29 protein-coding genes are annotated in these 26,744 nt (G+C 65.2%); 5 read left to right on the top strand and 24 right to left on the bottom strand.

The genetic code is table 11. The annotated features are described in order from the left end of the window. Positions 1-76: 76 nt before the first annotated feature. Complete coding sequence (locus ACUDTM_RS16590; protein ID WP_072169148.1) at positions 77-688, top strand: glutathione S-transferase N-terminal domain-containing protein; 612 nt, start codon at positions 77-79, stop codon at positions 686-688. A 75-nt stretch (positions 689-763) separates the two neighbouring features. On the opposite strand, the gene ACUDTM_RS16585 is transcribed toward ACUDTM_RS16590, so the two are convergent. The 6 genes from ACUDTM_RS16585 to ACUDTM_RS16560 form a co-directional block, all read right to left on the bottom strand. Next, a complete protein-coding gene (locus ACUDTM_RS16585) occupies positions 764-1,819 on the bottom strand; it encodes a suppressor of fused domain protein (RefSeq protein ID WP_072169147.1) in 1,056 nt (351 codons plus the stop codon). Positions 1,820-1,865: 46 nt separating this feature from the next. Beyond that, positions 1,866-2,369: a hypothetical protein gene (locus ACUDTM_RS16580; protein ID WP_005415431.1), complete on the bottom strand. Its 504-nt coding sequence runs from the start codon at positions 2,367-2,369 to the stop codon at positions 1,866-1,868. Positions 2,370-2,587: 218 nt separating this feature from the next. Continuing rightward, a complete protein-coding gene (prpE, locus tag ACUDTM_RS16575) occupies positions 2,588-4,468 on the bottom strand; it encodes a propionate--CoA ligase (RefSeq protein ID WP_072169146.1) in 1,881 nt (626 codons plus the stop codon). 644 nt (positions 4,469-5,112) lie between these two features. Next, on the bottom strand, positions 5,113-5,727 hold the full coding sequence (locus tag ACUDTM_RS16570; protein ID WP_072169162.1) for an RluA family pseudouridine synthase: 615 nt from the start codon (positions 5,725-5,727) through the stop codon (positions 5,113-5,115). A 122-nt stretch (positions 5,728-5,849) separates the two neighbouring features. After that, a complete protein-coding gene (locus ACUDTM_RS16565; RefSeq protein ID WP_005415428.1) occupies positions 5,850-6,836 on the bottom strand; it encodes a malate dehydrogenase in 987 nt (328 codons plus the stop codon). Between the two features lie 118 nt (positions 6,837-6,954). Further along, the gene (locus tag ACUDTM_RS16560; RefSeq protein ID WP_005408225.1) at positions 6,955-7,446 is read right to left on the bottom strand and encodes a peptidylprolyl isomerase; all 492 of its coding nucleotides are present in this window, start codon (positions 7,444-7,446) and stop codon (positions 6,955-6,957) included. Positions 7,447-7,717: 271 nt separating this feature from the next. Here ACUDTM_RS16560 and typA point away from each other — a divergent pair, with 271 nt between their 5' ends. Genes typA through ACUDTM_RS16545 form a run of 3 tightly spaced genes read left to right on the top strand, consistent with a single transcriptional unit; the run spans position 7,718 to position 11,708 of the window. Beyond that, on the top strand, positions 7,718-9,565 hold the full coding sequence (gene typA / locus ACUDTM_RS16555; RefSeq protein ID WP_061480552.1) for a translational GTPase TypA: 1,848 nt from the start codon (positions 7,718-7,720) through the stop codon (positions 9,563-9,565). Between the two features lie 11 nt (positions 9,566-9,576). After that, a complete protein-coding gene (locus ACUDTM_RS16550; RefSeq protein WP_005415426.1) occupies positions 9,577-10,044 on the top strand; it encodes a DUF2127 domain-containing protein in 468 nt (155 codons plus the stop codon). Between the two features lie 41 nt (positions 10,045-10,085). Then, positions 10,086-11,708: an amidase gene (locus ACUDTM_RS16545; protein WP_072169161.1), complete on the top strand. Its 1,623-nt coding sequence runs from the start codon at positions 10,086-10,088 to the stop codon at positions 11,706-11,708. A gap of 27 nt (positions 11,709-11,735) precedes the next feature. On the opposite strand, the gene ACUDTM_RS16540 is transcribed toward ACUDTM_RS16545, so the two are convergent. Next, entirely contained in the window at positions 11,736-12,923 is a 1,188-nt protein-coding gene (locus ACUDTM_RS16540) for a mechanosensitive ion channel family protein (RefSeq protein ID WP_439426613.1), read from the bottom strand. A gap of 461 nt (positions 12,924-13,384) precedes the next feature. Continuing rightward, positions 13,385-14,776 (bottom strand): class II 3-deoxy-7-phosphoheptulonate synthase, encoded by a 1,392-nt coding sequence (locus tag ACUDTM_RS16535; protein WP_072169160.1) that lies wholly within the window; start codon positions 14,774-14,776, stop codon positions 13,385-13,387. Positions 14,777-14,997: 221 nt separating this feature from the next. Between ACUDTM_RS16535 and ACUDTM_RS16530 the strand changes: the two genes are divergently transcribed. Next, complete coding sequence (locus ACUDTM_RS16530) at positions 14,998-17,124, top strand: TonB-dependent receptor (protein ID WP_072169159.1); 2,127 nt, start codon at positions 14,998-15,000, stop codon at positions 17,122-17,124. Between the two features lie 63 nt (positions 17,125-17,187). On the opposite strand, the gene ACUDTM_RS16525 is transcribed toward ACUDTM_RS16530, so the two are convergent. The 16 genes from ACUDTM_RS16525 to rplX form a co-directional block, all read right to left on the bottom strand. Next, the gene (locus tag ACUDTM_RS16525) at positions 17,188-17,694 is read right to left on the bottom strand and encodes a disulfide bond formation protein B (RefSeq protein WP_005415421.1); all 507 of its coding nucleotides are present in this window, start codon (positions 17,692-17,694) and stop codon (positions 17,188-17,190) included. 162 nt (positions 17,695-17,856) lie between these two features. Then, a complete protein-coding gene (gene rplQ, locus ACUDTM_RS16520; protein ID WP_005408217.1) occupies positions 17,857-18,240 on the bottom strand; it encodes a 50S ribosomal protein L17 in 384 nt (127 codons plus the stop codon). Between the two features lie 190 nt (positions 18,241-18,430). Next, on the bottom strand, positions 18,431-19,429 hold the full coding sequence (locus tag ACUDTM_RS16515) for a DNA-directed RNA polymerase subunit alpha (protein WP_005408216.1): 999 nt from the start codon (positions 19,427-19,429) through the stop codon (positions 18,431-18,433). Between the two features lie 55 nt (positions 19,430-19,484). After that, entirely contained in the window at positions 19,485-20,114 is a 630-nt protein-coding gene (gene rpsD / locus ACUDTM_RS16510; RefSeq protein WP_004145446.1) for a 30S ribosomal protein S4, read from the bottom strand. A 15-nt stretch (positions 20,115-20,129) separates the two neighbouring features. Then, positions 20,130-20,519, bottom strand: a complete 390-nt coding sequence (gene rpsK, locus ACUDTM_RS16505) for a 30S ribosomal protein S11 (RefSeq protein WP_004145443.1) — start codon at positions 20,517-20,519, stop codon at positions 20,130-20,132. An 11-nt stretch (positions 20,520-20,530) separates the two neighbouring features. Continuing rightward, complete coding sequence (gene rpsM / locus ACUDTM_RS16500) at positions 20,531-20,887, bottom strand: 30S ribosomal protein S13 (RefSeq protein ID WP_004154500.1); 357 nt, start codon at positions 20,885-20,887, stop codon at positions 20,531-20,533. Between the two features lie 347 nt (positions 20,888-21,234). Further along, entirely contained in the window at positions 21,235-22,602 is a 1,368-nt protein-coding gene (secY, locus tag ACUDTM_RS16495) for a preprotein translocase subunit SecY (RefSeq protein ID WP_005415420.1), read from the bottom strand. A 7-nt stretch (positions 22,603-22,609) separates the two neighbouring features. Next, entirely contained in the window at positions 22,610-23,053 is a 444-nt protein-coding gene (gene rplO / locus ACUDTM_RS16490) for a 50S ribosomal protein L15 (RefSeq protein WP_004154498.1), read from the bottom strand. Positions 23,054-23,059: 6 nt separating this feature from the next. Next, positions 23,060-23,251: a 50S ribosomal protein L30 gene (rpmD, locus tag ACUDTM_RS16485; RefSeq protein WP_005408214.1), complete on the bottom strand. Its 192-nt coding sequence runs from the start codon at positions 23,249-23,251 to the stop codon at positions 23,060-23,062. Then, complete coding sequence (rpsE, locus tag ACUDTM_RS16480; RefSeq protein WP_005415419.1) at positions 23,244-23,786, bottom strand: 30S ribosomal protein S5; 543 nt, start codon at positions 23,784-23,786, stop codon at positions 23,244-23,246. The genes rpmD and rpsE overlap by 8 nt, the downstream gene beginning before the upstream one ends. Before the next feature lie 161 nt (positions 23,787-23,947). Further along, a complete protein-coding gene (gene rplR, locus ACUDTM_RS16475) occupies positions 23,948-24,301 on the bottom strand; it encodes a 50S ribosomal protein L18 (RefSeq protein ID WP_004154495.1) in 354 nt (117 codons plus the stop codon). 32 nt (positions 24,302-24,333) lie between these two features. Continuing rightward, positions 24,334-24,858 (bottom strand): 50S ribosomal protein L6, encoded by a 525-nt coding sequence (gene rplF, locus ACUDTM_RS16470; protein WP_049416175.1) that lies wholly within the window; start codon positions 24,856-24,858, stop codon positions 24,334-24,336. 18 nt (positions 24,859-24,876) lie between these two features. Continuing rightward, the gene (rpsH, locus tag ACUDTM_RS16465; protein WP_005408210.1) at positions 24,877-25,275 is read right to left on the bottom strand and encodes a 30S ribosomal protein S8; all 399 of its coding nucleotides are present in this window, start codon (positions 25,273-25,275) and stop codon (positions 24,877-24,879) included. Positions 25,276-25,532: 257 nt separating this feature from the next. Continuing rightward, positions 25,533-25,838, bottom strand: a complete 306-nt coding sequence (gene rpsN, locus ACUDTM_RS16460; RefSeq protein ID WP_005408209.1) for a 30S ribosomal protein S14 — start codon at positions 25,836-25,838, stop codon at positions 25,533-25,535. An 18-nt stretch (positions 25,839-25,856) separates the two neighbouring features. Beyond that, on the bottom strand, positions 25,857-26,399 hold the full coding sequence (rplE, locus tag ACUDTM_RS16455; RefSeq protein WP_005415416.1) for a 50S ribosomal protein L5: 543 nt from the start codon (positions 26,397-26,399) through the stop codon (positions 25,857-25,859). Positions 26,400-26,410: 11 nt separating this feature from the next. After that, positions 26,411-26,728: a 50S ribosomal protein L24 gene (rplX, locus tag ACUDTM_RS16450; RefSeq protein WP_004154490.1), complete on the bottom strand. Its 318-nt coding sequence runs from the start codon at positions 26,726-26,728 to the stop codon at positions 26,411-26,413. Positions 26,729-26,744: the final 16 nt, after the last annotated feature.

Genomic DNA, 26,744 nt, shown 5'->3' with positions numbered 1-26,744 from the left:
GCTGGCGGCAGCGTTGCCGGCCGCCGCCGGGCTCTGGGATAGTGGGCGTTTCCCGCCCGCATCACCTGGAGTTCCCATGAAGCTGTACAGCAAGCCCGGTGCCTGTTCCACCGCCGACCACATCGCCCTGCAGTGGACCGGCCAGCCGTTCGAGGTTGAACTGCTGAACAAGGACACCCTGAAGGGTCCGGAATTCCTCAAGATCAATCCGGCCGGTGCCGTTCCCGCACTGGTCGACGGCGACTTCGTGCTGCTGCAGAACGCCGCGATCATGGGCTACATCGCCGACCGCTTCCCGCAGGCCGGCCTTGGCGGTGACGGCAGTCCGCGCCAGCGCGCCGAAGCCACCCGCTGGCTGGCCTTCGTCAATTCCGACGTGCACCCGGCCTTCTCGCCGCTGTTCGCGCCGGGCAAGTTCATCGCCGACGAGAGCCAGTACGACGCGATCCGCGCCGCCGCGCACAAGCGCCTGCGTAGCCTGTTCGAGACCGCTGACAGGCAGCTGGCCGACAAGCCCTGGCTGGCCGGCTTCCGCAGCTTCGCCGACCCGTACTTCTACATCACCCTGCGCTGGGCCGCCGGTACCAAGGTTGATCTGTCCGGCCTGGACAACCTGGCCGCCTACAAGGCACGCATGGACGCCGATGCCGGCGTGCAGGCCGCGCTGAAGGCCGAAGGCCTTGCCTGACGCCACCGGCTACCAAGCGGGGTCGGATCCGTCTGCGCAGCAGGCGGCTCTGACCCCTCGGCTCCAACGGGGTGATCAGCCGATCTGGCGGATCACTTCGCCCTTGGCATCGCGCAGATAGGTCGGCACCACGTCGATGCGCAGCGCCTCCGTCAACGGGTAGATGCCACGTTCGGCACGCACGCCGGCCAGGGCCCGCAGCCCCGCCTCGCTCAGCGCCCAGCGCGCGCTGTCCGCCGACAGTTCGCCCACGTCGCCATGCCCGGCTGGAATGAACGCCCATTGCCGCTCGCGACCGACCAGTTCCAGCGACTTTCCGTGGCGCAGGCGCAGCGGTAGCAGTTCGCACACGCTGGCGACCTGGCCCGCGCCGAGCACCAGCGTGGTGACGCCCGCCTCCTGCCGCCAGTCCAACGTCTCGACGAACAGCATGCCGGTGCTGGAGCCCTCGCGCTCGCTGCCGGCCCTCACCCGTTCGGCCAATGCCGGATCTTCCAGCAGGTTGCCGCGATGCAGGTCGCTGACCCACAGCGGCATTGCCGGCTGCAGTGCCTGCAGCACGCCACGTGTCGACCAGCGCTTGACCGCCTCCATCTCCTCATCGGTCAGCCCGACCAGCTGCAGGAACTGCAGGTGGCCATTGGCGGTGTCGCGTGCCGGCAACTGCGGGTCGGCAATGAAGGCCAAGTGGCACAACCGCGTGTCGGTCTCCAGTGCGATCGGGCCGTTCGCATTCAGATGGTGGCCATCCTCGAACACGTTGCCGCTGCCGAACACATAGCGCGCCAGGTTCTGCAGCAGGTTCATCGGCCACACCGGCGGCGTGCTGTCGGCGTTCTCAGCGGCTTCGGCAGCAAGACGGAACGTCAGCTCGAAACCATAGCCGCTGGCGGCAGCATCACTGCTCTCCTTGGCATACAGCTCGGAGAAACCGTAGGTGATGTAGTGCCAATGCGGAACCGGCGCATCCGCCCAGTACACGCTGATGCCATCCAGCGGATCCTGGCCGCCGAGCGTGTAGGGAAGCGCGGTGCCGTAGTGTCGCGGCTCCTGCCCGGCATACAGCGGCGCCAGCGCCGCATTGATCGCGTCCCAGCCGGGGGTGTCGGTGTCATCGTGGTCGTCCTGCACGCGGGACTCCTTGTGGGAAAGTGAACCGATCACTTTACGCGGTGGCTCAGGCCTGCACGACCTCTTTGCCAGCGTTTACTACGGCGGACTGGGTTTCCTGCCACCAGCGCTGGGCCAGCGCCGGGCTGCGCGCCTTGCCCACCGCCGCCAGCAGTTCCGGGCACAGGCGTTCCAGCGCCAGCGCATCGGTGCAGCGTTCGATCTTCAACTGCATGAAGTAGCCCTTCAGCCCCAGATGGCGCCGCACCGCCTCGCTCATCGCGTCGTACAACTGCTGGTACAGCGCCGGGTCCTGTTCGCGGCCGGTGCTGATGCCACGCGCCGGAGCGGCCTCTACGCTCCCGCCGATCACCTCGATCAGTCCCTGTGCGGCCAGCTGCTCCAGTGCATCCGGAGGTGCGCGCAGGCCATCGAACAGGCCGCGCAGTTCGGTGTCATCGCGATGGCCATCGACCATCAGCAGGATTGAACGCAGTGCCGCCGGCAGGCGCCGGCCACGGTCTTCGATTTCCTGACGGCCAGCAGCCGTCTTGGCGTGCAGCAATGCCATTGCCTCCCCCTCCCTTGATGCGCCATGCCAGCGTGCCGTGTGCGGGCACGCCCCCCTTATTGCCATCCCCGGGCGGCGCGCGCGTTCCCCGGCGCGCACCGCGTGTTGCAGGTCGATGACAGGCCGAGCTTAGCGCAAGTGCCGCGGGTAGTGCCGTCCGCTGGCCGGCAACCTCGGGATTGACGGGGGGGGGCCGGCCAGCGGCCGGCGCTACCGGATCAACGGCCCAGCGCGCGGCGGATCTCCTCCAGCGCGCTGGGGTCGTCCAGCGTCGACAGGTCGCCCGGGTCGCGCTGCTCGGCCAACGCCTGCAACGAGCGCCGCAGCAGCTTGCCCGAACGGGTCTTGGGCAGCGCATTGACCACGTGCACATGCGCCGGGCGCGCGACCGCACCAAGCGAAGTCGTCACCGTCGCCATCATCTCGGCCACCACCGGCGCCGGATCCTCGCCCTCAAGCCCCTGCTTGAGGGTGACGAACACCAGCGGCACCTGCCCCTTCAGCTCGTCCTTGACCCCGATCACGGCAGCCTCGGCCACGCGCGGGTGGCTGGAGATGGCCTCCTCGATCTCGCGCGTACCCAGACGATGCCCGGCCACGTTGATCACATCGTCGGTACGGCCGAGGATGAAGGTATAGCCATCGTCATCGCGGATCGCCCAGTCCAGCGAGCTGTACAGCAGTTCCTTGAAGTGGCTGAAGTAGCTCTGCAGGAATCGGTTGTCGTCGTTCCACACCGTGCTCATGCAACCCGGCGGCAAGGGCGGCGACACCACCAGCACGCCCTTCTGCCCCGGCGCCACTTCCTCGCCGGTGTTCTCGTCGATCACCTTCATCCGATAGCCGAGATTGGGGAAGCCCGGTGAACCGAAGCGCACCGGCTTCATCTCCAGGCCCGGCAGCAGGGTCAGTGCCGGCCAGCCGGTTTCGGTCTGCCAGTAGTTGTCGATGATCGGCTTGCCCAGCGCTTCGCTGATCCAGTGCGCGGTGGGTTCGTCCAGCGGCTCGCCGGCCAGGAACAGGTACTTCAGGGCGCGCAGATCGTGGCGATGGATGAAGTCCGCGTCGTGCTTCTTCAGCACGCGGATGGCGGTGGGTGAGGAGAACATGGTGCGCACGTTGTACTGTTCGCACAGCGCCCACCAGATGCCCGGGTCCGGATTCGTCGGCAGCCCCTCGTACAGCAACGAGGTGCAGCCACCGATCAGCGGGCCGTACACGTTGTACGAGTGGCCCACCGCCCAGCCGACGTCGGAAGTGGAGAACATCACCTGGCCCGGCTTGCAGTCGAACACGGTCTCCATCGACTGCGCCATCGCCACCGCGTAACCACCGACATCGCGCTGCACGCCCTTCGGCTTGCCGGTGGTGCCGGAGGTGTACAGCAGGTAGCTCGGCTCGCTCGCTTCAAGCCACTGCACCGGCACATCGACTTCACCAACCTGTGCACGCAGCGCGGCGTAGTCCACGTCGCGACCCGACACGCGGGGTTCGGCGGCATCCAGCCCACGCGAGACGATCAGCACGTGTGGCGGAGGCGACGCCGCTTCGGCGCAGGCCGCGTCGACCATCGGCTTGTACGGAATCAGCTTGCCACCGCGCATGCCGGCATCCGCTGCGATCAGCAACTTCGGCTTCGCATCGTCGATGCGCAGCGCCAGGTTGTGCGCGGCGAAGCCACCGAACACCACCGAGTGCACCGCACCGATGCGCGCGCAGGCCAGCATCGCGAACACGGCTTCGGCCATGTTCGGCATGTAGATCACCACGCGGTCACCGTGGCCGACGCCGAGATGCTTGAGCACGGCGGCGAAGTCGTTCACTTCGCGATACAGCTGGCGATAGGTGATCTCGCGGGTGCTGTTGGTTTCGGTGGAAATCGCAACCAGCGCGAGCTGGTCGGCGCGCGTTGCCAGGTGGCGGTCGACGGCGTTGTAGCAGAGATTGGTTTCACCACCGACGAACCAGCGCCGGAACGGCGGGTTGCTGTAATCGAGCACCTGCTGCGGCGGTTTGTGCCAATGGATGCGCTTGGCTTCCTCGCCCCAGAACGCCTCCGGCTCGTCGATCGAGCGACGGTAGGTTTCCTCGTAGTTCATGACGCAGCCCTCCCAGACAAAGTCATGGGTTCGAGGATAGTCCGGCGCTGGCGCGCGGGCCGCCCTACCTTGGTAGGGGGGTGGGTTTTTCATGCAGGGCTGCGCCCTGCACCTGCAGAGGCCGAAGCCGAAGCAACAGCAGAAGCTGGCTTACTTGGGGATGGCGGGGTGGGTCCGGTGGCGGGAGACGCCGTAAACCCGTCCGTGGGGGCTTGGCCGCGGCATCCATGCCGCGGACACTCCCGCCACCGGCCCCACCCCACCTTCGACAGATTCCGCGATCTGTCGGAACGGCATATTGTTCTGGTAGGTGTCGACCTCGGTCGACACGGTAGATCCACGCCATGCGTGGATGATTCATTCGATATCTGACAGAAAAATCGTGTCGACCAAGGTCGACACCTACCAACAGCTGCGCGGAACAACGGCCACCGTTACCAACAGCCGAGTGAACCTGTCGAAGGTGGGGCGGTGTCGGAGTGCGGGGTGTCAGCCGCATGGATGCGGCTGCCAAGCCTACACGGACGTACTTGCGGCGGCCCCGCACTCCGACACCGTCCCGCCAACCCACGGATAGCCCGCCTTTGATGTTTGACGTTGCTCCGGTTCGTAGCAGGTGCAGGGCTGCAAGCCCTGCCGACCCCCTAGAACGGAGTCGCGGACTCGAACGCGAGCGCTTCGCCCGTCACCGGATGGGTGAACCGCAGGCTGCGCGCATGCAGGTGCACGCGCTGCGCCGGTGCCGCGTCATACAGCACGTCGCCAACAATCGGATGGCCAATACTGGCCATGTGCAACCGCAGCTGATGGCTGCGGCCGGTGATCGGTTCCAGCTCCACGCGGGTACGCTGCGCTTCCACATCACGCGCCATTACGCGCCAGCGCGTCAGCGCCGGCTTGCCGCGTTCGTGATCGACCGTCTGCTTCGGCCGGTTCGGCCAGTCCACAATCAGCGGCAGATCCACGTCGCCGGCATCGCCTTCAAGCAGTCCCTCCACGATCGCTTCATAGCGCTTGCCAACCCGGCGCTGCTCGAACTGCATCGACAACGCCGCCTGCATGTCCTTGCCACGCGCATGCAGCAGCAGCCCGGAAGTAACCTGGTCCAGGCGGTGCACGGTCAACGCATCCGGGTACAGCGACTGCAGGCGCGCGACGACGCAGTCCTGGTTCTCGGCGCTGCGGCCGGGCACGGACAGCAGGCCGGCGGGCTTTTCAGCCACCAGCAGCGCGTCGTCGATGTAGTGCAGGTGGATCATGCGGTTCCAGGAATTCCAAATGAAAACGGGGAAGCCGAAGCCTCCCCGTTTTCTGCGTACCGACCAGCGGTCGGTACCTACCTTGATGCAAGACCTACCGACCGGAGCCGGTACCGCCTGCATCAGCCCAGCAGGTGGGCGACGCCGGCACGCTCTTCTTCCAGCTCGGCCAGGGTCTTGTCGATGTACTTCTGGCTGAAGTCGTCGATCGGCAGATCCTTGACCAGGGTGTACTTGCCGTTCTCGGTGGTCACCGCGAAACCGAAGATCACGCCTTCCGGAATGCCGTAGGAACCGTCGGACGGCACGCCCATGGTGACCCACTTGCCGTTGCTGCCCAGCACCCAGTCACGCACGTGGTCGATGGCGGCATTGGCGGCCGAAGCGGCCGAGGACGAGCCACGGGCTTCGATGATCGCCGCGCCGCGCTTGCCGACGGTCGGGATGAACGTGTTGGCGTTCCACTCCTGGTCGTTGATCGCATCGGCGATCGAGGCGCCGTCGGCGGTGGCGAAACGGTAGTCCGGGTACATGGTCGGGCTGTGGTTGCCCCACACCACCAGCTTCTCCATGCCACCGACCGGCTTGCCCAGCTTGGCCGACAGCTGGCTCAGCGCGCGGTTGTGGTCCAGGCGCAGCATGGCGGTGAAGTTCTCCGGCTTCAGGTCCGGAGCCGACTTCATCGCGATGTAGGCATTGGTGTTGGCCGGGTTGCCGACCACCAGCACCTTCACGTCACGGCTGGCGACCTTGTTCAGCGCGGCGCCCTGGGCGGTGAAGATCTTGGCGTTCTCCAGCAGCAGGTCCTTGCGCTCCATGCCCGGGCCACGCGGACGTGCGCCGACCAGCAGGGCGATGTCGGCGTCCTTGAACGCGACTTCGGCGTCATCGGTGCCAACCATGCCGGCCAGCAGCGGGAACGCGCAGTCTTCCAGCTCCATCATCACGCCCTTCAGGGCGGCCTGGGCCTTGTCGACCGGCAGTTCCAGCAGCTGCAGGATGACCGGCTGGTCCTTGCCCAGCATTTCGCCGGAGGCGATGCGGAACAGCAGGGCATAACCGATCTGGCCGGCGGCGCCGGTCACGGCAACACGAACGGGTGCTTTCATGGGGGTTTCCTCTTGCTTGCAAGCGTTTGATGGGGCGCCGCGGGCATGGCCACGCAGGCCGGGCGGGCGGCGGGGAACAGGGAAACGGCCACCCGTGGGTGGCCGTTTCGAAAGGGGGTCAGGCGGCGAGGTGCTTGTTCCACTCCGCGACGCGGTCGGCCTGCGCGGCCAGCACGGCGTCGACGTCGCCTTCCAGGGTGATCGAATGGATCACATCGCCCTGCTTGACCGAATCGACGATGGCCTGGCCTTCCAGGACCTTGCCGAAGACGGTGTGGCGGCCGTCCAGCCAATCGGTCTTGATGTGGGTGATGAAGAACTGGCTGCCGTTGGTGTTCGGGCCGGCGTTGGCCATCGACAGCGAGCCGACCTCGTGCTTCACGCCATTCTTCTCGTCTTCGAACTTGTAGCCCGGGCCGCCGGTGCCACGGCCCTGCGGGCAGCCGCCCTGGATCATGAAGTCGGCGATCACGCGATGGAAGATCAGGCCGTCATAGAAGCCGTGCTTGACCAGGTTCACGAAGTTGGCCACGGTCAGTGGCGCCTTGTCGGCGAACAGCTCGACCTTGATCGGGCCCTGGGTGGTGTCGAAAGTGGCGATGAGGGACATGAAGATCCTTGGTGCAAAGGGGAATGCGTCTAGCGACCTAGTTTACACCTGCCTCGTGGCGGCGGTGCCTTCGACCATCGGTGGAGCCCCCGCCTTCAGCCAGGGGAAGGTGAGCCGAGGGGCCGTCCTGGCGACCTCGGCCGAACCGGTGGACAGCCAGCTGAATGGGCCGTTTGGCCGGCGTGAAATCCACCTTTTCGCGAATCGTCAAGTTCGACGTATAATGTTGGACTTCTTTTTCCAAATCCGGCGCCGACTGGCCCCCTTTCGTATGTCCATCGAAAATCTTCGCAACATCGCCATCGTCGCCCACGTCGACCATGGCAAGACCACCCTGGTCGACCAGCTGCTGAAGCAGTCCGGCACCCTGTCCGAGCGCACCGTCCTCGCCGAGCGCGTGATGGACAGCAACGACCAGGAAAAGGAACGCGGCATCACCATCCTGGCCAAGAACACCGCCATCACCTGGGAAGACAAGAAGACCGGCATCAAGAACCGGATCAACATCGTCGACACCCCCGGCCACGCCGACTTCGGCGGTGAGGTCGAGCGCGTGCTGTCGATGGTCGACACCGTGCTGATTCTGGTCGATGCGATGGACGGCCCGATGCCGCAGACCCGCTTCGTGACCCAGAAGGCCTTCGCGATGGGCTTCAAGCCGATCGTCGTGGTCAACAAGGTCGACCGTCCGGGCGCCCGTCCGGAGTGGGTGATCGACCAGGTCTTCGACCTGTTCGACAAGCTCGGTGCCACCAACGAGCAGCTGGACTTCCCGATCGTCTACGCCTCGGGCCTGAACGGCTACGCGGGCCTGGAAGACACCGTGCGCGACGGCGACATGACCCCGCTGTACGAAGCGATCATGCAGCACGCGCCGAAGCCGGAAGTGGACCCGGAAGGCCCGTTCCAGATGCGCATCAGCCAGCTGGACTACAACAACTTCGTGGGCGTGATCGGCATCGGCCGCATCCAGCGCGGCACCCTGAAGAAGAACATGCAGGTCGCGGTCATCGACCGTGAAGGCAAGAAGCGCAACGGCAAGGTGCTGCAGGTGCTGGGCTTCATGGGCCTGGAGCGCATCGAGCAGGATTCGGCCGAGGCCGGCGACATCGTGGCCATCTCCGGCATCCAGGAGCTGACCATCTCCGACACCATCTGCGCACCGGACTTCCCGGAAGCCCTGCCTGCGCTGACCGTCGACGAGCCGACCATCTCGATGACCTTCCAGGTGAACAATTCGCCGTTCGCCGGCAACAAGGACCTGTCCGGTGGCAAGTTCCTGACCAGCCGCCAGATCAAGGACCGCCTGGACCGTGAAAAGGTCCACAACGTGGCCCTGAAGGTCGAGCAGCTGGAAGACGCCGACAAGTTCCTGGTCTCCGGCCGTGGCGAACTGCACCTGTCGGTGCTGATCGAGAACATGCGCCGCGAAGGCTACGAGCTGGCTGTGTCGCGCCCGGAAGTGATCATCAAGGAAATCGACGGCCAGCTGATGGAGCCGATCGAGCAGCTGGTGGTGGACATCGAAGAAGTCCACCAGGGCGGCGTGATGGAAAAGCTGGGCACCCGCAAGGGCCAATTGAAGAACATGGAATCGGACGGCAAGGGCCGCGTGCGCCTGGAGTACCAGATCCCGGCCCGTGGCCTGATCGGCTTCCAGAACGAGTTCAAGACCCTGACCCAGGGTTCGGGCCTGCTGTTCCACGTGTTCGACCACTACGGCCCGAAGGAACAGGGCGCCATCGCCAAGCGCATCAACGGCGTGATGATCGCCAATGCGCCGGGCGTCACCCCGGCCTACTCGCTGGGCCCGCTGCAGGAACGCGGCAAGCTCTTCGCTGCCGAAGGCGACAACGTGTATGAAGGTCAGCTGGTCGGCATCCACTCCAAGGACAACGACCTGACCGTCAACGCGATCAAGACCAAGCCGCTGACCAACATGCGCGCTTCCGGCAAGGACGATGCGATCCAGCTGACCCCGGCGATCAAGTACTCGCTGGAACAGGCCCTGGACTTCATCGAAGACGACGAGCTGGTCGAGATCACCCCGAAGGAGATCCGCCTGCGCAAGAAGTTCCTGACCGAGAGCGACCGCAAGAAGGCTTCGCGCGGCGGCTGAGCCAGCACCCCGTGAACCAGAGCGGCTACAACCCGGATCCACACCGGCATCCGGGTCTGCACGTCATTGCCCTGCTCGAAGCGAGCAAGGCGATGCTGGCGCTGTTGGCCGCCACCGGGCTGGAAGTGCTCGGACCGCAGCCGCTTCGGCACGGCATCATGGTCCTGATCCGGCGTTTCAGCCTGGATCCGGACCATGGCACCCTGCCCTCGCTGCTGCATATGATCAGCCCCGACGCGGTCCACCTGGCCGCGGCGGGGATGATCGGCTACGGCCTGCTGCACCTGGTCGAAGCCTGGGGCTTGTGGCGGGCCAAGGCCTGGGCCTCCTGGCTGGGCTGCCTGACTGCCTCGCTGTACCTGCCCTTCGACATCTTCGCAATCATCCGCCACCCCGGCTGGCCGTCGTGGACGATCCTGGCGATCAACCTGATCGTGGTCTACGTTCTCGCCCGCGACCTGCGCAAGCGCCACCGCTGAGCACCGGCTACACTGGGGATTGGAGCCGACCAAGCCGCCCCATGCGCCCGTCCTTGCCGCCTCTGCTGACCTGCCTGCTCGCCGCGCTGCCTGCGCTGCTTTCGGCTGGCTGCAGCCCGGCCACGCCCAGCGCGCATGCGGCCGAACCTGCGAGCCGCAACGTGCCGTTCCCGTACGCTGAAACCGATGTTGCCGACCTGCAGGCGCGGATGACCGCCGGTGAACTGGACAGCACCACCCTGACCCAGGCCTACCTGCAGCGCATCGCCGCCCTGGATCGGGCCGGCCCCCGCCTGCGCGCGGTGATCGAGCTCAACCCCGATGCCCTGAAGGAAGCCGCGGCGCGCGACCGCGAGCGCCGCGATGGACGCCTGCGTGGCCCGCTGCACGGCATCCCGGTACTGCTGAAGGACAACATCAACGCGGCGCCGATGGCCACCAGTGCCGGCTCTCTGGCCCTGCAGGGGTTCCGCCCTGACGATGCGTATCTGGTGCGGCGCCTGCGCGAGGCCGGGGCCGTGGTGCTGGGCAAGACCAATCTCAGCGAATGGGCCAATTTCCGCGGCAACGATTCGGTGTCCGGCTGGAGCGCGCGCGGCGGCCAGACCCGCAATCCCTATCGCCTCAGCCACTCGCCTTGCGGCTCCAGCAGCGGCAGCGCGGTAGCGGTCGCCGCCAACCTGGCCAGCGTGGCGATCGGCACCGAAACCGACGGCAGCATCGTCTGCCCTGCGGCGATCAATGGCATCGTCGGCCTCAAGCCGACCGTCGGCCTGGTCAGCCGCGATGGCATCATCCCGATTTCCTTCAGCCAGGATACTGCGGGGCCGATGACACGCAGCGTCGCCGACGCTGCGGCCGTACTGACCGCAATTGCCGGCCGCGATGATGCCGACCCGGCCACCGCAACCATGCCCGGCCGTGCGGTGTACGACTACACCGCGCGGCTGGATCCGCAGGGACTGCGTGGCAAGCGCATCGGCCTGCTGCAGACGCCGCTGCTGAAATACCGCGGCATGCCGCCACTGATCGAACACGCCGCCACCGAGCTGCGTCGGGCCGGTGCCGTCGTGGTGCCGGTGGAGCTGCCCAACCAGGGCGCCTGGGCCGACGCCGAACGCAAGGTACTACTGTACGAGTTCAAGGCCGGGCTGGAGCGTTACTTCAGCGCCCACCGCGCTCCCCTGCACAGCCTGGCCGAATTGATCGCCTTCAACCGGGCGCACAGCAAGCAGGAACTGGGCCTGTTCGGCCAGGAACTGCTGGTGGAAGCTGACGCTACCGCTGGCTTGGCCGACCCCGCCTATATCCGCGCACGCAGCGATGCGCGCCGGTTGGCGGGCCCGGAAGGCATCGATGCCGCCCTCGCCGCCCACCAGCTCGACGCCCTGGTCGCGCCGACCACCGGCGTGGCGTGGCCGATCCGCAGCGAAGGCGACGACTTCCCCGGCGAGAGCTACAGTGCCGCCGCCGTCGCCGGCTATCCCAGCCTCAGCGTGCCGATGGGCCAGATCGATGGCCTGCCGGTCGGCCTGCTGTTCATGGGCACCGCCTGGAGCGAACCGAAGCTGATCGAAATGGCGTACGCCTACGAACAGCGCACCCGCGCGCGGCGGCCACCGCACTTCGGCACCGACACGCTGATCGACGCCGGCGAGCCTTGATCCGGTAGTGCCGGCCGCTGGCCGGCGCTACCGTTCGGGTTCCGGCTCCATCGGCACGATTGCCGCCTCACCGTCTTCAGCCCCCGGCGAACGCACATCTGCAGTACGTGCGCGTGGACCACGCGGCATGTCCAGCTCGTCAGCATGCTGCAGCCGCGCACGCAGCTGCGGCAGCGACTGCGGATGCTCACGTGCGAGGAAATCGAGCATGCGCTCGCGTACCAGGCAACGCAGGTCGAACGCGTCGCCAGAGCTGCGCGCACTCACCAGCAGGCGCACCTGGATCGCACGCTCGCTGGTTTCGGTCACCTGGGTCACGCAGACCCGGCCATCCCACAATGCCTCACCCCGGCAGATGCGCTCCAGCTCAGCGCGGATCGCCGCGATCGGGGCACGATAGTCCAGCCACAGAAACGCCGTACCGAGCAGATCGGCGCTGCGCCGGGTCCAGTTCTGGAAGGGGTTCTCGATGAACCAGGTCAGCGGCACCACCATCCTCCGCTCGTCCCAGATGCGTACCACCACGTAGCTGCTGCCGATCTCCTCGATGCGTCCCCACTCGCCCTCGACGATCACCACATCGTCCAGCCGGATCGGCTGGGTCACTGCAATCTGCAGGCCAGCGATCAGATTGCCGAACACCGGCTTTGCGGCGATACCGGCCACCAGGCCGATGAGGCCCGCCGAGGCCAGCAGCGCGGTGCCGATCTTCTGCACCATGGGAAAGGTCAACAGCACCAGCGAAGCACCCAGCACGATGATGCCGCCCATCAGCACACGGCTGAGCACCCGCGTCTGGGTCTGGATGCGGCGCGCTTCCAGATTATCGGAGACATCGATGGGATGGCTGCGCAGGATGGCCCGCTCACCCGCTGCCACTGCGCGTACCAGCAACCAGATGAAGCAGGCGGTCAGTGCGATATGCAGCACCCGTTGCAGGTTGCCCAGAAGGGGATCCTGCAGCGGCGTGGCCTGCAATGCAGGGATCAACAGCAGCAGCGGCCACGCGGTGGCCATTGGCAGCCCGAGCACACGCCCGATGCGCGCGCGCCGCCGATCACGCCCTTTCAGCCGATGGTAGATCCACAGGATCAGCCACGCGCCGATACCGCCCACCAATGCGGCCAAACCCAACGGCCATGCGTAGGCCTGTGCGCTCTGCCAGTGCACCGTTGCCACCTCCAGTCGGACAAGCAAGTGGACAGCCTCGCGCATGGCGCATGAGCGTCACGTCAGTCGTTTGTAAGGAGGGTGTTGGTCGGCAGGGCTTGTAGCCCTGCACCTGCCCAGAAGCCGAAGCAACAGCAACGGCAACAGCAACAGCCGAAGCAGAAGCGGGTTTGCTGTGGGATGGCGGGGTGGGTCCGGTTGCGGGGGGCGCTGCAAGTACCCCTCCGGGGCCCGGCCCAGCCGCTGGCGGCTGTGCGTTCGGGCGCTTGCGAAGCAGTGCTTCGCAAGCAAAGCGCCCTCACCCATGTAAGCTCGGTCGCCGCTTGCTCGTGTGCGCTTTCCTGCGCACACGAGCAAGCGGCTGCCAAGCCTACAAGGACGTACTTGCGGCGTCCCCGCACTCCGATACCGTCCCGCCAACCCACGGATAGCCCGCTTTTGACGTTGACGTTGACGTTGCTCTGGCTCGTAGCAGGTGCAGGGCTGCAAGCCCTGCCGAAAAATCCTTACCGCACTTGCTCCTGCTTGCGCACGATCGCCATCGCGATCTCCAGCGACTGCTCGTAGTTCAACCGCGGGTCCACCGTCGAACGATACGCACGCTCCAGGTCGCGCTCGGTCAGTTCGCGCGCGCCGCCGATGCACTCGGTCACGTCCTCGCCGGTCAGTTCCAGGTGCACACCGCCCAGGCGCGTACCGGCGGCCGCATGCAGATCGAACGACATCTCCACCTCGCCACGCACGTTGTCGAAGCGGCGTGTCTTGAAACCGTTGGCGGTGCTTTCGGTATTGCCATGCATCGCATCGCACACCCACAGCACGCGGCGACCATCACGCTTGACCGCGTCCAGCAGCGGCGGCAGTTTCTCTGCGATCTGCGTTGCGCCCATCCGGTGGATGAAGCTCAGGCGGCCCGGCTCGTCATGTGGGTTGAGCACATCGATCAGGCGCAGCAGCTGGTCCGGCGTCACCGACGGGCCCACCTTGATCGCAATCGGATTGCGCACGCCACGCAGGTACTCCACGTGCGCGCCATCGAGCGCGGCCGTGCGCATGCCGATCCACGGGTAATGCGTGCTCAGGTTCAACCAGCCCTGCTGGCGCGGCACCTGGCGGGTCAACGCCTGCTCGTAGGGCAGCAGCAGGGCTTCGTGCGACGTGTAGAAGTCGATGCGGTTGAGATTGTGCACGCGGGCCCCGGCCAGGGTCTCCATGAAGTGCACCGCATCGCCGATCGAGGCCACCATCTTCTGGTACTCGGCCGCCAGCGGCGAGTGGCTTACCCACTCCAGATTCCAGTATTCGGGGTGGTGCAGGTCGGCGAAACCGCCGTCGATCAGCGCACGCACGAAGTTCATCGTCATCGCCGAATGCGCGTGGGCCTGCAGCATCCGCTTCGGGTCCGGCAGGCGCGCCGCTTCGGTGAACGCCGGTGCGTTGATCACATCACCGCGGTAGCTGGGCAGGGTCACGCCGTCGCGGGTCTCGGTGTCGGCCGAGCGCGGCTTGGCGTACTGGCCGGCGAAGCGGCCCACGCGGATCACCGGCTGGCGCAGGCCGTGCACCAGCACCAGGCTCATCTGCAGCAGTACCTTCAGGCGGTTGGAGATGGTGCCCGATTCGCAGTCGCTGAAGTTCTCGGCGCAGTCGCCGCCCTGCAGCAGGAAGCGCTTGCCTTCCTGGGCCTCGGCCAGCTGCTGCTTCAACGCCAGGATCTCCCACGAGGTGACCAGCGGCGGCAGCCGCTTCAGCTCGTGCAGAGCGGCGTCCAATGCCACCGGGTCCGGGTAGGTCGGCATCTGCAGCGCGGTCTTGCCACGCCAGCTCTCCGGCGACCAGGCAGCGCCAGCGGTGGTCGCGGCGGGATCGGACGCGGGTGGAACGGCGGACAGGCTCATTGCAGACTTCCGGGGTGGGGGGCGGTCATGGTCGCAGAGCCAGCCGCTGACGCAAAGGCCCACACCCACCGCCCCAGCCACCTGAACGGCAGGGAAAGGCCAGCGCCGGCAGCCAGATCCAGCATGGTCAGCCGCACGGGACAGGCGCATGATTTGTTACGGAGTAACACTTCCACGTCATGGACCGGCCCCTTCCACGCCCAGCCGCCCCCTCTCTCACCATGAAGCCCTCACCCCTCGCTACCGGCATTGCCTTCGCCCTGGCCTTGGCCAGCCTGCCCGCCTTCGCCGCAACGACCGACGACACCTCTTCCTCCGTCAAGGATCTGGACGCAGTCACCGTCCACGCCCAGCTCGACCAGGCCCGCAACGCGCTGTCGCCGGACATCGGCAGCAGCCAGTACCAGATCACCGCCGAGGACATCCAGAAGCAGCCGCTGGGTGCCTCCGCGCCGCTCAGCCAGGTACTGCTGCAGGCCCCGGGCGTGGTCCAGGATTCCTATGGCGGCGTGCACGTGCGCGGCGACCACGCCAATCTGCAGTACCGCATCAATGGCGTGCTGTTGCCCGAATCGATCTCCGGCTTCGGCCAGACACTGGATGCCCGCACCATCAAGAGCATCCGCCTGATGGATGGCGCGCTGCCGGCGCAGTTCGGCGAGCGCACCGCTGCAGTGGTCGACATCACCACCCGCAATGGCGCCGAGCTCGGCAATGGCGGCAGCGCCGGTCTGACCGCAGGCTCGTTCGGCAAGATCAATCCGAATGCCTCGTGGTGGGGCAACCAGGGGCGATGGAGCTGGTTCCTTACTGGCAACTACGACCAGAACGAGGTTGGCCTGGAGAACCCGACCCGCTCGCGCAAGCCGCTGCACGACGACACCCACCAAGGCAAAGCGTTCGCTGACCTCACCTACCTGGTCAACGAGAACACGCGCCTGAGCGTGTTCGCCGGCTTCGCCAACAATCGCTTGCAGATCCCGGTCAACCCCGGCCAGACCCCGCAGTTCGGTTACCTGGACACCACCACCTTCGACTCCAGCCAGCTGGATGAAACCCAGCGCGAGACCACCCGCTTCGGCATGCTGGTGCTGCAGGGCGCGCTGGGCAGCACCGCCTACCAGCTGTCAGCCGGGCAGCGCTACAGCGATGTGGCGTTCAACCCGGATGTCATCGGCGACCTGGTATTCAGTGGCGTCGCCTCGCAGGTGCAGCGCAGCAACCGCGCCAACACGCTGCAGGCCGATTTCTCCACCCCGCTGGGCAGCGACCACACGCTGCGCTATGGCCTGTACGGCAATTACGAGAACGCGCGTGCGAACAACAGCAGCTGGGTGTTTCCGGTCGATGACGCCGGCCAGCAATCCAGCACCACGCCGCTGCTGATACCTGACCACAGTGCCTTCCATGCCAGCACGCAGGCGTTGTACGTGCAGGATGAATGGAAGATCGGCGACGACTGGACCGTCAACTACGGCCTGCGCGGAGATCGCTACAAGGCCTTTGGCCACACCGAGGGCCAGCTCAGCCCCCGCGTGGGCGTGGCCTGGAATGCCAGCGACAGCACCACCGTGCATGCCGGCTATTCGCGTTACTTCACGCCACCGGCCAGTGAGCTGATCGCCAGCAGCGACATCGCGCTGTACGACGGCACCACCAACCAGCAACCCAGCGGCGGCAACAACACGCCACTGGCCGAGCGCAGCGACTACTACGACATCGGCGTGTCGCAGCAGGTGGGCGAACACCTGACCCTGGGCCTGGATGCCTATGACCGACGCGTCGCGCGCCTGCAGGACGAAGGCCAGTTCGGTGCCGCCTACATCTACTCGACGTTCAACTACCGCCGCGGCCATATCCATGGCCTGGAGTTCAGTGCCGACTACAGCGACGGTCCGTTCAGCGCCTACGTCAACGCAGCGTACAACAAGGCCATCGGCACCCAGGTCATCACCAGCCAGTACAACCTCGATCCGGACGCGCTGGCCTATGTGGCCAACCATTGGATCCACCTCGACCACGACCAGAAGCTGACCTCATCGGGTGGCTTCAGCTACGCCTTTGCCGGACACAACCGGGTCGGCGCCAACTACGTGTTCGGTAGCGGCCTGCGTTCGGACATCGAGGGCGTGCCCAACGGCGGCGAGCTGCCGTCCTACCTGCAGGTGAACCTCAGCGCCGGGCATGACTTCAATGCCGGCAGCGGCCATCCGCTGCATGTGCAGCTGGCGGTCATCAATGCATTGGACCGCAGCTACCAACTGCGCGATGGCGGTGGCGTCGGCGTGTTCGCCCCGCAGTGGGGACCGCGCCGTGGCGCCTACCTGAGCCTGCAGCAGGATTTCTGAGGACGCCAGGGTGCCTGGGGTCGGACCCCTTTCCGCAGGAGAGGGCTCCGACCCCGCCTTAGTTCAGCGCTTGACCTTGCGCAGCGACACCACCAACGCCCACAGCGCCAGCAGCACGAACCACACGCCCGACCACATCGGCATGGTCAGGCCCAGGAACGTCCAGTCGATATTGCCGCAGTTGCCGGTACCGGTCAGCACCGTGCGGAATACTTCCAGCGGCCCCATGGTCTCGCGCAGGAAGCTCAGCGGCGGGCCGCAGGTCGCACCCATCTCCGGTGGCAGCATCTGCACGTAGACGTGGCGCGCAGCGATGCCTACGCCGACCGCGGCGGCAATGAAGGCGAGCACGCCGTAGGTTGCCCGGCCAGGACGGTTGGAGGGCCCGTGCAGTGCACCGATCAGGAACAGCAGGCCCAGCGCGGCGAACGCCAGCCGCTGGAAGATGCACAGCGGGCACGGCTCCAGGCCCATCTTCAGCTGCAGGAAGATCGCGTAGCCCAGCAGGCCCGCGCAGATCAGGAAGCCCAGGAAGAACTGGGCGCGGAAGGGCCAGCGCAGTGGATTCATCGTCAACGCTCGAATGGATCAAGGCGCCAAGCGTAACCGAGAGTGCATGCCATTCGAACCGCCACAGGTGACGCCTGTCGGAACGGTGCGGGTCAGATCCCGCAGAAACGCAAAAGCCCGGCAGAGGCCGGGCTTTCGCTGTGTCGCGTTGGAGCGGTCCGATTACTCGGCCACTTCCTCGGCCACGACCGGACGGTCAACCAGCTCGACGTAGGCCATCGGCGCGTTGTCGCCAGCGCGGAAGCCACACTTCAGCAGGCGCAGGTAGCCGCCCGGACGGTTCGCGTAGCGCGGGCCCAGGATGGTGAACAGGTTGCCCACGGCTTCGTTGTCGCGCAGGCGAGCGAAAGCCAGACGGCGGTTGGCGACGGAGTCGACCTTGGCCAGGGTGATCAGCGGCTCGGCAACGCGGCGCAGTTCCTTGGCCTTCGGCAGGGTGGTCTTGATCAGCTCGTGCTTGAACAGCGAGGCGGCCATGTTCTTGAACATCGCTTCGCGGTGGGCGCTGGTGCGGCTGAACTTACGGCCAGACTTCTGGTGACGCATGGTGATATTCCTTGGTTAATGATGAGGCTGTGCGGATCGTTGTCGCCATCCTGGCGTTGCTGCGCGGACTGCGGATGGTCCTGGCCGCCCGTCCTGGACGACCTGCCCGCGAACCTGGGGTTCGTCGTGGCATGTTGTGTTGCGTTGAAGGCCCCACCGCGAACGGTGGAGCCTTCAGGCATTGCCGATATCAGCCCAGCATGCCGTGGCTGGCGACGCCGGCCGGCGGCCAGTTCTCCAGCTTCATGCCGAGCGACAGGCCGCGCTGAGCCAGCACTTCCTTGATCTCGGTGAGCGACTTCTTGCCCAGGTTCGGGGTCTTCAGCAGCTCCACTTCGGTCTTCTGGATCAGATCGCCGATGTAGTAGATGCTTTCAGCCTTCAGGCAGTTGGCCGAACGCACGGTCAGCTCCAGATCGTCGATCGGGCGCAGCAGCACCGGATCCACGCCGTTGTTGGCCGGCTTGGCCGCACCGCGGTCGCGGTGGGTGAAGTCACCGAACACCGACAGCTGGTCGCTGAGGATGTCGGCGGCGGTGCGCACGGCTTCCTCGGCATCGATGGTGCCGTTGGTCTCGATATCGATGACCAGCTTGTCCAGGTCGGTGCGCTGTTCGACACGCGCCGCTTCCACGGCATAGGCGACACGGCGGACCGGCGAGAACGAGGCATCCAGGACCAGGCGGCCGATGGCACGGGTTTCTTCGTCCGGACGACGACGCGCGGCAGCCGGCTGGTAGCCGAAACCACGTTCGATCTTCAGACGCATGTTGATTGCCGTGTCCTTGGTCAGGTGGCAGATCACATGGTCGCCGTTCAGGATCTCCACATTGTGGTCGACCTTGATGTCGGCAGCGGTGACAACGCCCGGGCCCTGCTTGGACAGGGACAGGGTGGCGCTGTCGCCGGAGTGCATACGGATGGCCACATCCTTCAGGTTGAGCAGGACTTCGAGCACGTCCTCCTGCAGACCTTCGACCGTGGTGTACTCATGCAACACGCCGTCGATTTCGACTTCCGTGATGGCGAAGCCCGGGATGGACGACAGCAGCACGCGACGCAGGGCGTTGCCCAGCGTATGCCCGTAACCCCGCTCCAAAGGTTCGATAACGACCTTTGCACGGGTGTCGGTAAGGCGTTCGATCTGCGGACCGCGAGGACGCAGAACCTGGTTGGCGGTAACCGTCATGTTGCGGGTTCTCCTAGTGAACCCCCGGCCGTCGCCGGGGGCTCTCCAATGTGAATTACTTCGAATACAGCTCGACGATCAGCGCTTCGTTGATGTCCGCAGGCAGATCCGAACGATCCGGAACAGCCTTGAAGATGCCGGTGAACTTGCCGGAATCCACTTCAACCCACGACGGGCTCAGGTCATGCTGGGCGGCGACGGTCAGGGCTTCCTGGACGCGCAGCTGCTTGGCAGCCTTTTCGGACAGAGCGATGGCGTCGCCAGCCTTGACCTGGTACGAAGCCAGGTTGACCGACTTGCCATTCACGGTGACGCCGCGGTGCGACACCAGCTGACGGGCAGCCGGACGGGTCACGGCGAAGCCCATGCGGTAGACGACGTTGTCCAGGCGGGTTTCCAGCAGCTGCAGCAGGTTCTCGCCGGTGTTGCCCTTCTTGGTCGAGGCCTTCTTGTAGTAGTTGCGGAACTGACGCTCCAGCAGGCCGTAGATACGCTTGACCTTCTGCTTTTCACGCAGCTGGGTGGCGTAGTCGGACAGCTTGCCCTTGCGGGCAGTGGCGCCGTGCTGGCCGGGCTTCTGCTCCAGCTTGCACTTGGAGTCCAGCGCACGCGCCGGGCTCTTCAGGGACAGGTCGGCGCCTTCGCGGCGGGCGAGCTTACAGGTAGGACCGATATAACGAGCCATTTCTTATCGCTCCCTTTAGACGCGACGCTTCTTCGGCGGACGGCACCCGTTGTGCGGGATGGGCGTCACGTCGATGATGTTGGTGATCTTGTAGCCGACGTTGTTCAGCGAACGCACGGCCGACTCACGGCCCGGACCCGGGCCCTTGATGCGGACTTCCAGCGACTTCACGCCGTAGTCCAGCGCAGCACGACCGGCCTTTTCAGCAGCCACCTGGGCAGCGAACGGGGTCGACTTGCGCGAACCGCGGAAGCCAGCGCCACCGGAGGTCGCCCACGACAGAGCATTGCCCTGGCGATCGGTGATGGTGACGATGGTGTTGTTGAACGAAGCGTGGACGTGGGCAACGCCGTCGGTGACGACGCGCTTGATCTTCTTCTTGGTCTTAGCAGCGGGCTTAGCCATTTCTCAGTCCCTTACTTCTTGATCGCCTTGCGCGGACCCTTGCGGGTGCGGGCGTTGGTACGGGTGCGCTGGCCACGCAGCGGGAGGCCACGACGGTGACGCAGGCCGCGGTAGCAGCCCAGGTCCATCAGGCGCTTGATCGCGATGCCGATCTCACGGCGCAGATCGCCTTCCACGATGTACTTGCCGACTTCGGCGCGCAGGCGCTCGATTTCCGGCTCCGACAGATCGCGGATCTTGGTGGTCGAAGCAACGCCTGCGACTTCGCAGACCTTCTTCGAACGGGTACGGCCGATGCCGTAAATGCTTTGCAACCCGACCCAGACGTGCTTCTGGGCTGGCAGGTTGACGCCTGCAATACGCGCCATGACGCGGTTCTCCAGCTGAGTGATGGCCGACAGCGCGCCTCGGGCACGCCAATCCGGCAGGATGGATCAAAAAAGTGAACTAGCAATACTAACAAGGTTCCGGTTTACATGGAAGCCCGTGAAACCATTGGTTTCATGAACCCGGCCTGGGGAGTGTGCCCAGGCTCCGGCGCCGGATGGGGTTGGACCTGGGGTTTCCCCCGGGGCCGCCCGCGCTACTCCAGCGCGGGACCACCTCATCACACCCCCACCCGGAACCGCTGCGGGGGCCGCCCTTCGTTTGTGTGGCCGGAATCCGCGAAGCGGAGGGACCATCACGTCAGGAAGACGAAAGTATAACAGGCCTATCAGCCGCGGGCAAAACCGCCGCGGTTGCCGCCCTTCAGGTTGGCCTTCTTCAGTAGGCTCTCGTACTGGTGGGACATCAGGTGTGCCTGCACCTGGGCGATGAAGTCCATCACCACCACCACCACGATCAGCAGCGACGTGCCACCGAAGTAGAACGAGGCATTCAGCTGCGTGCGCATCAGTTCCGGCAGCAGGCAGACGATCACCAGGTAGGCCGAGCCGGCCGCGGTCAGGCGGGTCAGCACGCCGTCGATGTAGTCGGCGGTGGCCTTGCCCGGACGGATGCCCGGAATCAAAGCGCCCGACTTCTTCAGGTTGTCGGCGGTTTCCTGCGAATTGAACACCAGCGCCGTATAGAAGAACGCGAAACCGGTGATCAGCGCAGCGAACACGATCATGTGCAGCGGCTCGCCCGGGCCCAGGGCATTGGCGACCTTCTGCAGGACCTGACCGAAGCTGCTCTGGTTGGCAGCCTGGCCGGACCACATGGCCAGGGTGGCCGGGAAGGCCAGCAGGCTCGAGGCAAAGATCGCCGGGATGACGCCGGCCATGTTGAGCTTCAGCGGCAGGAACGAGGTCTGGTTCATGTACGCGTTGCGACCGCCCTGGCGGCGCGCGTAATTGACCGTGATCCGGCGCTGGCCGCGCTCCACGAACACCACGAAGAAGGTGAAAGCGAGCACGACGATAGCGATCAGCAGCAGCTGGATGAACTGGATGTTGCCGTCGCGGTAGGCGTCGAAGGTGTGGATGACCGCACCCGGCAGGCCGGCGACGATACCGGCGAAGATGATCAGCGACACGCCGTTGCCGATACCGCGTTCGGTGACCTGCTCACCGACCCACATCAGGAACATGGTGCCGGCAGTCAGTGCGACCACCGCGGTGAGCACGAAGCCCATGCCGGGGGCGTACACGACCGGAGCGCCCGACGGCGAAACCTGCCCCTGCAGGGCCAGCGCGATCGAACCGCCCTGCACCACTGCCAGCAGCACGGCGCCGATGCGCGAATACTGGGTGATCTTGCGGCGGCCGGACTCACCTTCCTTCTGCATCGCCTTCAGGGCGGGGAAGATGTGCACGGCCAGCTGCATCACGATCGATGCCGAGATGTACGGCATCACGTTCAGCGCAAAGATGCTGAAACGGTGCAGGGCGCCGCCCGAGAACATGTTGAACATGTCCACGATGCCGCCGCCCTGCTGTTGCATCATGGCAAGCATGGCATCGGGATTGACGCCCGGCACCGGCACGTAGCAGCCGATGCGATAGACGATCAAAGCCCCGACGACGAACAGCAAACGTTGGCGAAGTTCAGTGAACTTGCCCATTCCGCCCGCGAGGTTACCGATGCCAGCTTGCGCCATGATTTTCTTACTCCGTTACGCTGCCGCCGGCAGCTTCGATCGCAGCCTTGGCACCAGCCGTGGCAGCAATACCCTTCAGGGTGAACGCCTTGGTCACTTCGCCCTTGACGACGACCTTGGCCTTCTTGGCAGTGCTCGGGACCAGCTTGGCAGCACGCAGGGCGGCGAAGTCGATCTCACCGGCCGGCAGCTTGTCCAGCGCGTACAGCAGCACTTCAGCGGTGTCCTTGGCGATCGGCGAACGGAAGCCGATCTTCGGCAGACGACGCTGCATGGGGGTCTGGCCGCCTTCGAAGCCAGCCTTGATCTTGCCGCCACCCTTGCGGGCGAACGAACCCTTGTGGCCGCGGCCGGCAGTCTTGCCCAGGCCCGAGCCGATACCGCGGCCGACGCGGGTGCGCTCGGTGCGGGCGCCCGGTGCCGGGCTCAGTTCATTGAGACGCAGAGTCATGGTCGATTACTCCTCAACCTGGACGAGGTACTGAACCTTGTTGATCAGGCCGCGCACCTGCGGGCTGTCCTTCAGTTCACGCACATCGTTGAGCTTGTTCAGGCCCAGGGCACGCACCGACAGGCGGTGACGCGACTGGGTGCCACGCAGGCCACGCACCAGGCGGACCTTCACAGTCTTGTTGGACTCATTAGCCATGGTTGAGTTCCTCCACCTTCTTGCCGCGCTTGGCCGCGATGCGGGCCGGCGACTGCGCAGCAGTCAGGCCCTTCACGGTGGCGCGCACCAGATTGATCGGGTTGCGCGAACCGGTGGCCTTGGCCAGCACATTCTTCACGCCAACGGCTTCCAGCACGGCGCGCATGGCACCGCCGGCGATGACGCCAGTACCTTCCGAAGCCGGCTGCATGAACACGCGGGCTGCGCCGTGACCATCCTTGATGGTGTGCCACAGGGTGCCGTTGTTCAGGTCAACGCTGACCAGGTTCTTGCGGGCCTGTTCCATCGACTTCTGGATGGCGACCGGCACTTCGCGGGCCTTGCCATAACCGAAACCGACCTTGCCTTCGCCGTCGCCGACCACGGTCAGGGCGGTGAAGGTGAACTGGCGGCCACCCTTGACGGTCTTGCTGACGCGGTTGACCGCGACCAGCTTTTCGATCATGCCGTCGTCGATCTTCTCTTCGCGGTTACGGTCGCGATCGCGACCCCGCTGCTGACGCTCTTCTGCCATGTTGATTCCTTGGTTGTTTGGGTATGTACGGCTCGAGGCCGCTTATGGTTGTGGAGTGACGCGTTGTTCCGGTGGACCGCTGCAGAAGAGCGGCGCCGTCCAGCCTCGCTCAGGCTGGCGAGCAGGCAGGCAGGAGGCCATCGGCCCCCTGCCCTTGTCCCTTAGAACTGCAGGCCGGCTTCGCGGGCGGCTTCTGCCAGGGCCTTGATGCGGCCGTGGTAGCGGTAGCCCGAACGATCGAAGGCAACCTTTTCGATGCCGGCGGCCTTGGCACGCTCGGCAACGATGCGGCCGACCTTGGCAGCGGCATCGGCGTTCTTGCCGTTCTTCAGGCCTTCCTTGACGTCGGTCTGGGTGGTGTTGGCGGCAGCCAGCACCTTCGAACCGTCAGCGGTGAAGACCTGGGCGTACAGGTGCTGGCCGGTGCGCAGCACCGACAGGCGGGCGACGCCGAGCTCACGGATGTGGGCGCGGGTCGACTTGGCGCGACGCAGGCGGGCGATGTTCTTGTTCATGATGTTTTTTCCTTGAAAGCGGAAGCGCCTAATTAGGCCTTCTTGGCTTCCTTACGGATGATGACTTCGTCGGAGTACTTCACGCCCTTGCCCTTGTACGGCTCCGGCTTGCGGAACGCACGGATCTTGGCGGCGACTTCACCGACGACCTGCTTGTCAGCGCCCTGGACCAGGATCTCGGTCTGGGTCGGGGTGGAGATGGTGATGCCTTCCGGTGCCACGAACACGACCGGATGCGAGAAACCGAGCGACAGGCTCAGATCCTTGCCCTGCATGGCAGCACGGTAACCCACGCCGACCAGCTCCAGCTTGCGCTCGAAGCCTTCGGACACGCCCTTGACCATGTTGGCCAGGATCGCGCGCACGGTACCGGTCAGCGCGACCAGGTCGGCGCTCTCGGTGCTCAGGGTGGCAACGCCGCTGTCGACGTTGATGGCAATACCGGCCGGCTTGACCAGCGACAGGGTGCCCTTCGGGCCCTTGACGGTGATGCTTTCCGACTGGACGTTCAGTTCGACCTTACCCAGGGTGACGGGCTTCTTGGCTACGCGGGACATAGTTCTACTCCTTTCGCCTTAGGCCACGAAGCACAGGACTTCGCCGCCGACGCCCAGCTGGCGCGCCTGCGCATCAGTCATGATGCCCTTGGAGGTGGAAATGATGGAGATGCCCAGGCCATTCATGACCTTCGGCAGCTCGCTCTTGCCGCGGTACTGGCGCAGGCCCGAACGCGAGAAGCGCTTCAGGGTCGCGATGACCGGCTTGCCTTCGAAATACTTCAGCACGATTTCCAGCTCGGACTTGTTGTTTTCCAGCTGGGTCACGCGCAGGTCGGTGATGTAACCCTCGTCCTTCAGGACCTGGGCGATCGCAACCTTGATCTTGGACGACGGGGCTTTCACCGTCTGCTTGCCAACCGCAGCCGCATTCTTGATGCGGACCAGCAGGTCGGCGATGGGATCAGTCATGCTCATATGAGTACCTTTGAGTGCACCGATATCCGCTTTCGCGAAAATCTGTTGTCTCCTGGAAACGGGCCAGGTCCCTTGATGCAGCGGGCCAGGGCCCACTCCTACAACCCCGTTTGCGCAGGGCAAGACGCGGGAGTATACGCCAAAAGAGCCCGACTTGCGCCGGGCTCTTCGGGTTTTTTCGCAGAAAGGAAGCTGAACGCCTCCCTCCCCGGTTCAGAAGCCCCCGAGGGGGCTCCTGATCGCAGAGCCGGCTGGGATTACCAGCTGGCCTTGCGCAGGCCCGGGACGTCGCCACGCATGGTGGCTTCGCGCAGCTTGTTGCGGCCGAGGCCGAACTTGCTGTACACGCCACGCGGACGACCCGACAGCTCGCAACGGTTGCGCTGACGGCTCGGCGACGAATCGCGCGGCAGCTTGGCCAGCTTGGTTGCGGCGTCGATCTTCTCTTCGTAGGTCGCGTCCACGGAGGACACGATCTTCTTCAGAGCCGCACGCTTCTCAGCGTACTTCTTGGCCAGCTTTTCCCGCTTGATGTCGCGGTTGACCATGGAGGTCTTTGCCATTTCGGTTTCCTCGACAGATCAGTTACGGAACGGGAACTTGAACGCTGCCAGCAGCGCCTTCGCTTCCGCGTCGGTCTTCGCAGTGGTGGTGATGGCGATATCCATACCGCGGATCGCGTCGACGGCGTCGAAGTCGATTTCCGGGAAGATGATCTGCTCCTTCACACCCATGTTGAAGTTGCCGCGGCCGTCGAAGGAACGACCGGAAACACCACGGAAGTCGCGCACGCGCGGCAGCGAGATGTTGATCAGGCGGTCCAGGAACTCGTACATCTTGTGGCGACGCAGCGTGGTCTTGCAGCCGATCGGCCAACCATCACGGATCTTGAACGACGCAACCGAGATACGCGACTTGGTGACAACCGGCTTCTGGCCGGAAATCTTGGTCATGTCCGCGACGGCGTTTTCCAGGATCTTCTTGTTGGTGGCAGCCTCGCCCACACCCATGTTCAGGGTGACCTTGACGAGCTTCGGTACTTCCATCGGATTGGTGTAGCCGAACTGCTTCATCAGCGCCGGCACCACTTCTTCCTTGTAGATCTTTTCGAGACGGGAAGTCATCTTCACATTCCTCAGGCGTCGAGCGCCTCACCGCTGGAGCGGAACACACGCAGTTTGCGTCCATCCTCCAGCACCTTGAAGCCAACGCGTTCGCCCTTGCCCGAAGCCGGGTTCAGCACGTTCACGTTGGAGATATGGATCGAAGCTTCGCGCTCGACCACGCCGCCGGCAACACCTGCCTGCGGGTTCGGCTTGGTGTGGCGCTTGACGATGTTCACGTTGGCGACGACCACGCGGTCGCCGTCGACGCGGACGACTTCGCCCTGCTTGCCCTTGTCCTTGCCAGCGTTGACGACAACCTGGTCGCCCTTCTTGATACGGTTAGCCATGATTATCTCCTGTCGC

It is taken from the genome of Stenotrophomonas maltophilia group sp. vghtpe118 (genome assembly GCF_052605195.1).
Note: the sequence above shows the minus strand (reverse complement) of the source record. Positions and strands in the feature narration are given on the sequence as shown.